Annotated in this window: 11 protein-coding genes and 1 riboswitch; of the genes, 5 read left to right on the top strand and 6 right to left on the bottom strand. The window is 44.7% G+C overall.

The genetic code is table 11. The features are described from left to right. Positions 1-13 precede the first annotated feature (13 nt). Positions 14-487, bottom strand: coding sequence for a DUF1453 family protein (locus bslm_RS19145; RefSeq protein ID WP_015714958.1), 474 nt, complete (start codon positions 485-487; stop codon positions 14-16). 227 nt (positions 488-714) lie between these two features. Between bslm_RS19145 and galE the strand changes: the two genes are divergently transcribed. Then, the gene (galE, locus tag bslm_RS19140) at positions 715-1,734 is read left to right on the top strand and encodes a UDP-glucose 4-epimerase GalE (protein ID WP_003244356.1); all 1,020 of its coding nucleotides are present in this window, start codon (positions 715-717) and stop codon (positions 1,732-1,734) included. 71 nt (positions 1,735-1,805) lie between these two features. Here the strand turns inward: galE and bslm_RS19135 are convergent, their stop codons facing one another. Next, positions 1,806-2,345: a DUF4352 domain-containing protein gene (locus tag bslm_RS19135; RefSeq protein WP_121549361.1), complete on the bottom strand. Its 540-nt coding sequence runs from the start codon at positions 2,343-2,345 to the stop codon at positions 1,806-1,808. Between the two features lie 389 nt (positions 2,346-2,734). After that, positions 2,735-2,837: riboswitch (guanidine-I (ykkC/yxkD leader) on the top strand. A gap of 76 nt (positions 2,838-2,913) precedes the next feature. Here bslm_RS19135 and bslm_RS19130 point away from each other — a divergent pair. Then, entirely contained in the window at positions 2,914-3,750 is an 837-nt protein-coding gene (locus bslm_RS19130; protein ID WP_003242615.1) for a YitT family protein, read from the top strand. 41 nt (positions 3,751-3,791) lie between these two features. Here bslm_RS19130 and bslm_RS19125 read toward each other — a convergent pair whose 3' ends face one another. Beyond that, positions 3,792-5,249 carry an aldehyde dehydrogenase family protein gene (locus bslm_RS19125; RefSeq protein ID WP_038429860.1) on the bottom strand — a complete coding sequence of 486 codons (1,458 nt, stop codon included), beginning with the start codon at positions 5,247-5,249 and terminating at the stop codon, positions 3,792-3,794. A 183-nt stretch (positions 5,250-5,432) separates the two neighbouring features. Here bslm_RS19125 and bslm_RS19120 point away from each other — a divergent pair, with 183 nt between their 5' ends. From bslm_RS19120 to bslm_RS19110, 3 genes are all read left to right on the top strand, one after another. After that, complete coding sequence (locus bslm_RS19120; protein WP_019712848.1) at positions 5,433-6,326, top strand: PucR family transcriptional regulator; 894 nt, start codon at positions 5,433-5,435, stop codon at positions 6,324-6,326. A gap of 120 nt (positions 6,327-6,446) precedes the next feature. Beyond that, positions 6,447-7,544 carry a maltodextrin ABC transporter ATP-binding protein MsmX gene (gene msmX, locus bslm_RS19115; protein ID WP_003242648.1) on the top strand — a complete coding sequence of 366 codons (1,098 nt, stop codon included), beginning with the start codon at positions 6,447-6,449 and terminating at the stop codon, positions 7,542-7,544. Positions 7,545-7,648: 104 nt separating this feature from the next. Then, positions 7,649-8,488, top strand: a complete 840-nt coding sequence (locus tag bslm_RS19110; protein ID WP_046381445.1) for a polysaccharide deacetylase family protein — start codon at positions 7,649-7,651, stop codon at positions 8,486-8,488. Between the two features lie 13 nt (positions 8,489-8,501). Here bslm_RS19110 and bslm_RS19105 read toward each other — a convergent pair whose 3' ends face one another. The 3 genes from bslm_RS19105 to cimH form a co-directional block, all read right to left on the bottom strand. Then, positions 8,502-8,732, bottom strand: coding sequence for a hypothetical protein (locus bslm_RS19105; RefSeq protein ID WP_046161008.1), 231 nt, complete (start codon positions 8,730-8,732; stop codon positions 8,502-8,504). Between the two features lie 57 nt (positions 8,733-8,789). Next, a complete protein-coding gene (locus bslm_RS19100) occupies positions 8,790-10,478 on the bottom strand; it encodes a M56 family metallopeptidase (protein WP_080262575.1) in 1,689 nt (562 codons plus the stop codon). Positions 10,479-10,601: 123 nt separating this feature from the next. Next, complete coding sequence (cimH, locus tag bslm_RS19095; RefSeq protein ID WP_003227271.1) at positions 10,602-11,954, bottom strand: citrate/malate transporter CimH; 1,353 nt, start codon at positions 11,952-11,954, stop codon at positions 10,602-10,604. Positions 11,955-12,292 lie beyond the last annotated feature (338 nt).

Genomic DNA, 12,292 nt, shown 5'->3' with positions numbered 1-12,292 from the left:
GTCCTTCTTTCGGTTATGGAATGGATACTTTGCCGGCGGTCAGCCGTCTGTATGCTTTGTAAAGCATGATGTTGCGGGCTGTGATGGTGCCGAGGGGAACGAAGAACATAGAATGAATAATGGCAATAAACATCTCGTTGCTCTCAGGCAGCCATGTTCTCGCGGCCATGCGCAAAGAAAGTATCACTAGAATGAGGATAACACTCCCAAGTGAGCCGCGTGAAGTGACCTTTCCGGTTTCCGGGTGAATCCGCACATTTACCATCTTCCCAATGCCAAACCCGCAGGCCAGCCCGATTAATAATAAAATGCCGCTGATCGCCACATGTAATACGGAATGAAAATACGCCGGCTGAAACGATGCTGATACGCCCCATAAGAGCAGCAGCGGAATGATCAGCAACTTCCCGGGTCTGACAGCTCTCTCTCGGTACATCGATAAAATAATAAGAATCAATACAATAAAAATATATGGGCTCATCGCCATGTCATCAAATCCTTTCTGCATTAAGCATAGCGAAAAAGGGAAAGAAAAACGTCAACCGGCAGATTGATTTTTCAGCTGCTATACTTGTTCGCGCTGCATAAAGGTATGAAAATGCTGATAATATATGAAAAAACTATTAATAAACGATTAAACTTCTTAAAAATGGATGTGGACCGGTTCTAAACACTATATAATGAAAACAGGTCATTTTTTAGGAGGGTTACATCATGGCAATACTTGTTACTGGCGGTGCCGGGTACATTGGCAGCCACACATGTGTTGAACTATTGAACAGCGGCTACGAGATTGTTGTTCTTGATAATCTGTCCAACAGTTCAGCTGAAGCGCTGAACCGTGTCAAGGAGATTACAGGAAAAGATTTAACGTTCTACGAAGCGGATTTATTGGACCGGGAAGCGGTAGATTCCGTTTTTGCTGAAAATGAAATCGAAGCTGTGATTCATTTTGCAGGGTTAAAAGCAGTCGGCGAATCTGTGGCGATTCCCCTCAAATATTATCATAACAATTTGACAGGAACGTTTATTTTATGCGAGGCCATGGAGAAATACGGCGTCAAGAAAATCGTATTCAGTTCATCTGCGACAGTATACGGCGTTCCGGAAACATCGCCGATTACGGAAGACTTTCCATTAGGCGCGACAAATCCTTATGGGCAGACGAAGCTCATGCTTGAACAAATATTGCGTGATTTGCATACAGCCGACAATGAGTGGAGCGTTGCGCTGCTTCGTTACTTTAACCCGTTCGGCGCGCATCCAAGCGGACGGATCGGTGAAGACCCGAACGGAATCCCAAATAACCTTATGCCGTATGTGGCACAGGTAGCAGTCGGGAAGCTCGAGCAATTAAGCGTATTCGGAAATGACTATCCGACAAAAGACGGGACAGGCGTACGCGATTATATTCACGTCGTTGATCTCGCAGAAGGCCACGTCAAGGCGCTGGAAAAAGTATTGAACTCTACAGGAGCCGATGCATACAACCTTGGAACAGGCACAGGCTACAGCGTGCTGGAAATGGTCAAAGCCTTTGAAAAAGTGTCAGGGAAAGAGGTTCCATACCGTTTTGCGGACCGCCGTCCGGGAGACATCGCCACATGCTTTGCAGATCCTGCGAAAGCCAAGCGGGAACTGGGCTGGGAAGCGAAACGCGGCCTTGAGGAAATGTGTGCTGATTCCTGGAGATGGCAGTCTTCAAATGTGAATGGGTATAAGAGTGCGGAATAAGAATGGAGGCCTTCTCAATAGAGAAGGCCTTTAAAGAACAAGGGTGCCTGAACAGGCACCCTTGTTAGCTGTTATTTGATTTTCACAATAACATCATTACTGAATTTTAGTTTCCAAGTGCCTTTTGCATAAGCTTCCTTGTCAACTTCAAATGCTTTTACACCTGTTACTTTAATATTAGGATTTAGATCACTCAAAATTTTAGAGTTATCAACTTTTGTCTCAGTTGCATAGTTTACAGAAGCATCAATATCAGAATCATAAGAAGTACCATCAGCATCAACTAATTTAACAGTTGGAATTGAAAAAGAGCTAATCGGTTTTTTAGATACGTTTTTAATTGTATATTGAACAGCTACAATAGTACCTCCCTCAGATGCTTTCTTTTCAACATATTGAGTACCGACAGTATCTCTGTCCTCTACCTTCGTAACTGTCACTTCAGTTTTTTCAGTTTTTACAGTATCACCGATATTGTATGTTTTTTCAGTTTCTGCTTTGCTGCTGCTTGATGTTTTGGAAGTGGCTTCTGAACCGCCTCCGCCAATCATATTACCGATAATAATGATGACAACAACTGCGAGAATAAACGTAATGATTTTATGTCGCATAAAAAAGTTACGTTGATCCTTACCGCAGTTAGGACATTTTTTTACACCCTTTGCAATTTCTTGACCGCAAGCTTTACAGGGTACTAGTTTTCCTGCCATTATATTTCCTCCTATGTAATAAAATGTACGAAACATATGTACTATAATGCCTATATTATTTCACTTAGTCAATATAAAATTATGAATTTCTCATAATTGTTATCATTTATAGTTAAATTTACTTGTAAAATATATGCTTTTTTTCTTATCGGCTATATCTGTTCTTTTTTAATAGATAAATCGTTTTTTTCTTCCAGCTTATCTGATGAAAACTCCGTAAATACCCCTTGAACCAATTCGAACCGTCCCTTATAATGCTAATATTGGAAAGTGAAAAGGATATGATAAAAACAGTGGTTTTCTAGGGTTCCGCAATGCAAATTGGACTGTGACCGAGAGAAAACACATAGCAGCTTGGCTGTTATGACACGGTGGGATAAAAGCCCAGGAGTTTCTGCTCTTTTTCGAGAGCGTTCTCCTGGGTTTTTTTATTTGCTAGAACAGAACAATGAGAAGGAGTGTTTTCGTGATGAAAAAGAGAATGTTGGATGTACTTATGCTTGTGATTGGCGCTTTTTTCTTCGCGCTTGCGGTTAATTTATTTGCGATTCCCAATGATCTTGGGGAAGGCGGAGTCACTGGGATTACGCTGATTTTGTATTATCTGTTTCAATGGTCTCCTGGTGTCACGAACTTTATCTTAAATGCGTTTTTGCTTTTAATCGGCTACAAGTTTCTGGATGGAAAAACAACGGTTTATACGATCATTGCGGTTGCGGCAAATTCGCTTTTTCTTCATCTGACACATGGGTGGAGCATTCCGTCTGATGAATTGATCATTAATACGATTTTCGCAGGTGTATTTGCGGGAGTCGGGATCGGCATGATTATCCGGGTCGGCGGGACGACAGCCGGTTCCGCGATTTTGGCCAGAATTGCTAATAAATATTTAGACTGGAATATCAGCTATGCACTCTTGTTTTTTGATTTAATCGTAGTATTTAGCTCTTATTTTATTATTGGTGCAGAAAAAATGATGTTTACGATCGTGATGCTGTATATCGGTACCAAAGTGATGGACTTCATTATTGAAGGTTTGAATACGAAAAAAGCCATTACGGTCATTTCAGAAAATAAGAGTGAGATTGCAGAGCAGGTAAATACCTTGATGGATCGGGGCGTGACGATTTTATCAGGGAAGGGAAATTATACGGGCCAGTCAAAAGAGATTTTGTATATCGTCATTAACAAACAGGAGCTGTCTATGCTGAAAAAAATCATTAGAAGCTGCGACAAAAAAGCGTTTGTGATCGTACATGACGTACGCGATGTGTTTGGCGAAGGGTTTGTGGATATATCTAAATAAAGAAAAATCCCTCTGTACTTGAAACAGAGGGATTTTTTCATTTAGAACGGATATTTGCGGTATTGCTTCTGTATCGAAATCCATTTTGTCACGGTAAATTCCTCGACGACCCACGGATTGCCGAAGCGGCCGACACCGCTTGCTTTGTTGCCGCCAAAGGCAATATTCGGCGAATCATTGACGGACTGGTCGTTGACATGGGTCATGCCGCTGTCAATTTGCAGGGCGAACTTTTCGCCTTTTTCTAAATCAGAAGTGAAAACCGCAGAGCTGAGGCCGTATTCAGTATCATTTGCCATGTCAATCGCTTCCTGGTCGCTGCCAGCTTTAATAATGGTTGCGATTGGGGCAAACAGCTCCGTTTGGGCAATTTTGCTGTTGTTGTCCGCACCGACAAAGACGTACGGCGTCAGTACGTTTCCGACGCGTTTTCCTTCAACCGCAAGCTCTATGCCGTCTGCCTTTGCCTGCTCAATGATCTCCAGCGCTTTCTCGATTTGGCGCTCGTTGATCAGCGGGCCGACAACGGTTTTCGGATCGGTTTGATCGCCGTACGGAAGCTGTTTGACACGGGAGGTGAATTTTTCTACAAACTCATCGTATACATCTTGATGAACGATGATCCTGTTGATAATCATACAGATTTGTCCCTGGTGAATAAATTTTCCGAAAATCGCGGCATCCACAGCACGATCGACATCCGCATCTGAAAGAACGGCAAATGGATTGTTGCCGCCGAGCTCAAGTGCCATTCGTTTGAAGGCACGCCCGGCGATTTCACCGATGTGGCGCCCGACTGCTGTTGATCCTGTAAAGCTGATTAATCTCGGGATTGGATTGGTGAGCATGCCGTCCCCGATTTCCTTTACATCCGTCAGCATGACGTTAAGGACACCGGCAGGAAGACCGGCGTGTTCAAACGCTTTCGCAATGATGGTCCCGCCGGAAATAGCAGTTTGGATATCAGGCTTGTGAACAACACTGTTACCCAGCGCAATTGCGGGCGCAATGGATCTCATAGATAAATTCATTGGAAAATTAAATGGAGAAATCGATGAAATGACACCTAGCGGAAGGCGGTAAATCTTATTGGTTTTCCCTTCAATGTCGGATGGCACCTCTTTGACGCCGCCTAATTCACCAGTATACGTCATGGCTTCATCTAAAATCGCAATCGTTTGTTCCAGCTCGATCGTTGATTTAATAATCGTTCCGCCAGTTTCGCGGGCGATCATCATAATGATGTCTTCACGGTTTTCCTGTAAATAGCCGCGCGCTTTTTGCAGGACGGCTTTTCGGTCTTCCGTTGTGCTCTTGGTCCACTCTTTTTGGGCTTTCTGTGCAATGTCAAACGCATCCTCCAGCTGTTTGCCCGTTGCCAAAGATGCTGCTGTGATCACAGACTGGTCATACGGATTCAAAATGTCCTCCGTACGTCCGCTTTCTCCCTCAGTCCATTTTCCGTTGATAAAACTTTTGTTTAACGTTTCGAAACTCATAAGATGGCCCTCCTTTGGTCCTGCATATCCTCTTCTATTTCCGCTGAAGCCAATATGTAAACGAATGAGGTTTCCCTTTCAGTTTCTCGTCTATCTATACCGGATATACTCTTTTTTAGTGGAGAACATGTGTGTTTCGCCTTATACTGAATATACAGATCCTTACATAAGAGAGGAGACTCTATGAAATCGCTGCTGGCTATTTATCCCGGTTCGATTGTGTCTGAGGAGCTTTGCATAAGGGAAGGCTGTCTATGTTTTTTTGATGAGAGCAATCAGAGATATATCTCCATTCCGAAAACAGAGATCAGTGAAAAAGAAGTATTGGTGCTGCAGGCATTTTTGACGCCTGCGGATGAGGGCAATCAAATGTCTATGAAATCACCTGAGGAAAACAAGTGGTTTTCGTTCCTTTTTTCCAGAGGGGAATTGCCGGCGTACATAAAGAAACGGACGAGATTTGTTCACTTTCATTTATTCGGCAAAATAGAAAGGACGTCCTTTACGGAAGCGGTTCGCCATTTTTGGCCGGTGTCTTTTGTGATTGTGTGGATCCATGAGGACAGAGGCGTGATTGTCGAGCAGGAAAGTGAAGCGGCGGCGGAGAAGGGCGAACTGGAATCGCTCGCAAAGGTTCTTGAAAGTGATTTCTACTTCAGTGTCCGTTTTTACGCCGGAAGATTTTACGAGCCGGATGAGTGTCTGCGAAAACATTATGCTCGTGAACAGGCGTATTTCCTGTTTGCTGAAAAACGGCTGCCTCAGGTGCAGAGTGTGACCTTTGAGATGATCTTTCCTTTTCTATTATTAGAAACAGAAAAAGAAAAACTGGAAACGCTGCTCTCTGAAGAAGCTGAGCTTTTATTTGGAAGTGAAGCTGAGCTAAGGAAGACCATTAAGCTGTTTATTGAAAACAACTCAAACGTCACATTAACAGCGAAAAAGCTGCATCTGCATCGCAACAGCCTGCAATATCGGATTGATAAATTTATTGAGCGGTCAGGGATAGATATCAAATCGTACAAAGGCGCGCTTCTTGCCTATTTTATCTGCCTGCAAAATGAAAGTTCAGAATAAATTGGAAATATGCACGAAAAATGGCTGGGTGATTTTATGAACGCTGCCCATTTTAGCGAGAGGGAATTGCTGTTACACTCAATATAAGAAAGCGTTTACAATAACAAAGGAGGATGTTAGATGGCTGAATTGCGGATGGAGCACATTTATAAATTTTATGATCAAAAGGAACCGGCGGTTGATGACTTTAACCTTCATATTGCCGATAAGGAATTTATCGTATTCGTCGGCCCGTCCGGCTGCGGGAAATCAACGACGCTGCGAATGGTCGCAGGACTTGAAGAAATTTCGAAAGGCGATTTTTATATTGAAGGAAAACGGGTCAATGATGTAGCGCCAAAGGACAGGGATATCGCGATGGTATTTCAGAACTACGCGCTCTATCCGCATATGACGGTCTACGATAATATCGCGTTCGGGCTCAAACTTCGGAAAATGCCGAAGCCTGAAATCAAAAAAAGAGTAGAAGAAGCCGCTAAAATTCTCGGGCTTGAGGAATATTTGCACCGTAAACCGAAAGCGCTGTCAGGCGGTCAGAGACAGCGTGTTGCGCTGGGCCGGGCAATCGTGCGGGATGCAAAGGTGTTCCTGATGGATGAGCCTTTGTCAAACCTGGACGCGAAGCTGAGGGTGCAAATGCGGGCGGAAATCATTAAGCTCCACCAGAGACTGCAAACTACAACGATTTATGTGACACATGACCAGACAGAAGCGCTGACGATGGCGACACGGATCGTAGTCATGAAAGATGGGAAAATTCAGCAGATCGGGACGCCGAAGGATGTTTATGAATTCCCTGAAAACGTCTTTGTCGGCGGGTTTATCGGATCACCGGCGATGAACTTTTTCAAAGGGAAGCTCACGGATGGCTTAATCAAAATCGGTTCTGCGGCATTAACCGTCCCGGAAGGAAAAATGAAAGTGCTGCGTGAAAAAGGCTACATCGGCAAAGAGGTCATCTTTGGCATCCGTCCTGAGGATATACATGATGAATTGATTGTCGTGGAATCATATAAGAACTCTTCGATTAAGGCGAAGATCAATGTTGCAGAGCTGCTCGGTTCTGAAATCATGATTTATTCGCAGATCGACAACCAAGACTTTATTGCGCGGATCGACGCCCGCCTCGATATTCAATCGGGCGATGAACTGACGGTTGCATTTGATATGAATAAAGGCCATTTCTTTGACAGTGAGACAGAAGTGAGAATCCGATAAGATCAAAAAAACCGGACATGGGGATGTCCGGTTTTTTGCTATTGAAAATTTCAGAATCAAACCGATGAAAAAGGAGGAAGAAATAGACAGAAAGCAGGAGAACGATGAAACGATTGTTTTTAAGCATCTTTCTTTTGGGCAGCTGTTTGGCTCTTGCGGCTTGCGCTGATCAAGAGGCGAATGCAGAGCAGCCGATGCCAAAAGCGGAACAAATGAAACCGGAAAAAAAGGCAGTACAAGTTCAGAAAAAAGAAAACGATACATCAGCATGGATCAAAACAGAGAAACCGGCAAAGCTACCGATTTTGATGTACCACAGCATTTCTTCAGGAAACAGCCTCCGTGTGCCAAAGAAAGAATTCGAGGCGCATATGAAGTGGCTTCATGATAACGGCTATCAGACATTAACACCGAAAGAGGCATATCTCATGCTGACTCAGGATAAAAAACCGAGTGAGAAATGCGTGCTGATCACATTTGATGACGGGTACACCGACAATTATCAAGATGCGTATCCGGTGCTGAAAAAGTACGGGATGAAGGCAACGATTTTTATGATCGGCAAATCGATCGGACATAGGCACCATCTGACAGAGGAACAAATGAAGGAAATGGCACAGCATGGCATATCGATTGAAAGCCATACGATTGACCACGTTGAGCTGAACGGATTAACGCCTCAACAGCAGCAAAGCGAGATGGCTGATTCGAAAAAGCTGTTCGACAACATGTTTCGTCAGCAAACCTCCCTCATCAGCTATCCGGTAGGGCGCTACAATGAGGAGACGCTGAAGACCGCTGAAAAAACAGGCTATCAAATGGGCGTGACGACAGAACCGGGCGCGGCTTCAAGAGACCAGGGAATGTATGCCCTCCATCGTGTGCGCGTGTCCCCAGGCATGTCAGGCTCGGCTTTTGGTGCGTACATCGAATCAATGAAATAAAAAAAGGCGGCGTTTAATCGCCGCCCCCTCCGCCGCCACAGCCGGAATCGCCGCCCCCTCCGCCGCCACAGCCGGAATCGCTGAAACCTCCGTCACTGCTGCATCCATCATGGTGTGAGCCGTTGTCTGAATAACCGAAATACCCGCTGTCCGCCTGCTGGCGGCTTTTATTTTCCGATGGCTGCGGCTGAATGACTGAAAGAAAAACAATAATAGATATAAACAATAAGATGATCACAATCACTTCGCGTCACTCCCTTTTTTCACCATATCTGTTATGCGGATGAAACGCTGACCGGTTTCATTTCAAAGTGATCGATTCTTTCAGGCGGTCTCTGAGCCAGCGCTTCAGCACCCCATGTCCTTTGTTTGACAATAAAGTGCCGACACGCCAATACATAGGGGGATGAGGAGCGAACTGAAAATCAATCAATCTGAAAAACCAGCTTTTATCACGGGTGAGAGAATCAATTTGAAGCTCGTCTTCACCTGCTTCAGAGCTGTAGGCACTTTGTTTCTGTATGTCCTCATCCTGCCGAACCGCCAAGATTCTCAAGGCTTCAGCCATTTGTTTGTAACCGCCCCCCAGCAATGATGCGCCAAGGTTGTCAGCACGCACCTCCATCCATTGTGAACAAAAGGATTGATAGAGCTGGAACAGGATAATGATTGCCATAATGAAAGCCCAAAGCGCAATTTTGTGGGCCTCGGGATGGGTGATATGCTGCTCAAATAAGAGGAAAATCCCAACGACAGCTCCAAGATATAGAAAACGCAAAAGCTGTGATGACAGAACGTCACGTTTTTTGATATGAATCGCCTCATGGGCCAGAATGCCTTCAATGACACGCTGTGGAAGTGTTAGTGTGGCGCTTGTTAGGATGACCATTGACCTCCCGACATTCATGCCTACTGCCATTCCGTTGTAATCATCACTCTCCGTTTCGTATATGCGGACATGGGAAATGCCGGCCGATCGGAAAATCTTATCGGCCGCTGCCTGTACATGCGGATGATGACAAGGCTTGGCGTCCATTGCCGCCCGTAACACACGGTCTGACATATACATGTTGAATACCCAATATAGGATTACGGCAACAGCCATGACCCATGGAGAGGCGTGTAATGCGTATAACGCGAGCACCAATAAGGCGTAAGCGGATACCCCTTTTACGCTGGCGGCAAAATAAAGCTTCCCGAGCAGCCGCTTCACATTTTTTCTATGATAAAACGGCAAAACAGAAATCACATTGTCCACATTGTTTTCTGCATCTGTGTATTCCTGGAGAATTGTTTTCCATTTTTGCGGTTCCTTCACCGTCAGAAACAGTGTTTCGCCGGGAAGAGACAGTTTAATGACTTGCTGAAAGCTTGTTGTCAAATCTAAACGGGATGAATACATCGTCAGAAGCGGATGGAGCTTTAAGAGATCTGCCGTTGATTCAAGCTGAATATCCTTCAAATCGGAAAGCGGGTATGTACGGGTTTCATAGTGTGAGCTGATATGCAATTTTTCTAAGGCAGCTGAATAAAAAACCTTTACGCTGAAAACATTCAGTATACGCTTCACCAGTGCCCCTCCGCCGGAGATCATGCCGAAAAGGATTACATATTTGAGGGGGCTTGGGTCAGGTCCATAGATGAAAAAAATGACAGCGCCCGCAAACACAACGGCGGTCAGTGCAATGTCTGACAGGAGGCGTGTTTTGTTTCTGGCCAGCTCGATCTCCTGCCAGTCTCCCGAAGGTTTTTCCGCACGCTCTGAAACAATGAGATCCATTGCGGTCCAATAGCAGTAGAACATTGTCGCGATTGAGACAATGCCGTCCATGAATGAGAGGTGAGAGAAGATGTAAACTGCAGCGCCGACCCATAGAACAATATCAATCCAGAAGTCTATGGCCGGAATGAGTTTTGCAGCCAGGGCTGATATCAAATAAAATCCAAGCCCGAGAAGCATAAAGAGAAATAGATGAGTTCCCATAGGCATGCCAGATTCCTTTCTATCTAGTATTTCCAACTATTACTATAGCATGGGATGGGAACTTGCAAAAACACGGACATGCAAAAAAGCAAGCTCTTTCGTTTTCCGAAGAACTTGCTCCGAGGTGTATCAATAAAATTGGTGCAGCAGCAATAAGGTTAAGGATACTGTAATCGCGCCCCCGATGCGGGTAGACACCTGGGCGAACGGCATCAGCTCAAGCCTTTCAGCGGCGCTTAAAATGGCAACGTCACCCGTGCCGCCTTGTCCAGAATGGCACGCATTGATAATGGCGGTTTCAATCGGATACATGTTCAGCCATTTTCCAGTGAAGAAGCCAACGGCCATCATGGTCACAACGACAGACAGAATCGTAATAATATTACTGAGGTTAAAAGCGGCGACAAGCTTGTCCCACGGCGTCATGGATACCCCAATCGCAAAGAGAAGCGGGTAGGTCACAGCTGTTGAAAAGAAGCGGGACACTCCAAACGCGCCATTTTCAATTGAGGCAGGCACCAATCTGAACAGCTTGATTAGAACAGCCAGTAACAGCATGGCAACGGGTGCCGGAAAACCGAAAAAATCGTGAGCGAGCATGCCGACTAAGTATAAAGAAACAGCAAGGATACCGCCTGACGCAAATAAAGAAAGGTTGAACATTTGTTGTCCGCTTTGTGATTCCTCCAGCGCAGGGGACTCTTCTTCGGAGCGGTCCACTTTGCCGTTGCCTGTCCATTCCGGTTTTTTCTTTCCGATTCGGTTCAGCAATCCCGCTAGAATAATCGCGCATAAGCTGCCCAGCATAATCGATGGCAGAACAAGTGCGAACGCTTCCCCTTGAGAAATGGGCATGATGTCAGAATATCCGATGGACAGCGGGATAGCGCCTTCTCCGACTCCTCCAGCCATGATCGGAATGACAATGTACAGCAGGGTATGCTGAAATCCGAGTCCGAGCAATGTCCCGACAGCCAGTCCGACAATAGCGGCTGTGACAGAACCGACAATAAGCGGAATAAAGATTTTCATGAATGCTTTTACGAGTGTTTCTCTTTTCATGCCGAGAATGCTTCCGACGACAATACCGGCGATAAACAAATATAGAAAGTTTGAGTTTTCTGTAAATTCTGTGGTGGATTTTACGATATCATTAGGCAGCAGGTGATAGTACACGACAGCGGACGGAATAAAAGTAGCTAGGATGGCCGGGCCGCCGATAGAACGAACAATCGGTATCGATTTGCCGATTTGGGCAAAGGTAAATCCGAAAAACGCCATGACGGCAATGGATGTCAAAATGTCACTTTTTACATCGTGATGCATAACAAAAACAGTGATTAATATAAACAGCAAGGCATACACAGGAAGCGGTATGATGCCTACTTTTATATTCATGGCTTTCGCAAACCAATTCTCTTTTCGAACCCCTTCGTGAATTGTATCCGTTTGCAATTGCATGTGTGTTTGAAGCTCTCCCATTGAAAAACCTCCCCTATTCTTGATGCAGTGAAATTGTTCACTATGTTAAGTATACTAAAAAATTGAAATTATTAATATATTAAAAATTTACTATTCAACTTTTCTCCACTTGCCGGTTCAAATGAAAAGAGGCATCCTGCCTAAAATCTGTTTATGACGGAGTGCGGAGAAACGAGTGCTGGTGCAGGGCAAGCATTTTGTTCGCAAGGAACGATGTGTTGATGTACGATAATAAAGGGTCATTTATCCTAGCAGCCGACATAAATAAGCAACAAAATAGACAAAAATCCGTCACATAGTGCGGGACTTTTTAGGTATTTTAGGCTTTATTTTTGAAA

This window comes from Bacillus sp. LM 4-2 (assembly GCF_000978495.1).
Taxonomy (GTDB): Bacteria; Bacillota; Bacilli; order Bacillales; family Bacillaceae; genus Bacillus; species Bacillus subtilis.
This window is presented reverse-complemented; position numbering and strand designations above follow the sequence as displayed.

Coding starts and splice junctions, on each gene's coding strand:
- bslm_RS19120 (WP_019712848.1), top strand. CDS start 5,433: ATGAAATCGCTGCTGGCTATTTATCCCGGTTCGATTGTGTCTGAGGAG.
- bslm_RS19145 (WP_015714958.1), bottom strand. CDS start 487: ATGGCGATGAGCCCATATATTTTTATTGTATTGATTCTTATTATTTTA.
- cimH (WP_003227271.1), bottom strand. CDS start 11,954: ATGGGAGAGCTTCAAACACACATGCAATTGCAAACGGATACAATTCAC.
- bslm_RS19130 (WP_003242615.1), top strand. CDS start 2,914: ATGAAAAAGAGAATGTTGGATGTACTTATGCTTGTGATTGGCGCTTTT.
- bslm_RS19125 (WP_038429860.1), bottom strand. CDS start 5,249: ATGAGTTTCGAAACGTTAAACAAAAGTTTTATCAACGGAAAATGGACT.
- galE (WP_003244356.1), top strand. CDS start 715: ATGGCAATACTTGTTACTGGCGGTGCCGGGTACATTGGCAGCCACACA.
- bslm_RS19135 (WP_121549361.1), bottom strand. CDS start 2,345: ATGCGACATAAAATCATTACGTTTATTCTCGCAGTTGTTGTCATCATT.
- bslm_RS19100 (WP_080262575.1), bottom strand. CDS start 10,478: ATGCCTATGGGAACTCATCTATTTCTCTTTATGCTTCTCGGGCTTGGA.
- bslm_RS19110 (WP_046381445.1), top strand. CDS start 7,649: ATGAAACGATTGTTTTTAAGCATCTTTCTTTTGGGCAGCTGTTTGGCT.
- msmX (WP_003242648.1), top strand. CDS start 6,447: ATGGCTGAATTGCGGATGGAGCACATTTATAAATTTTATGATCAAAAG.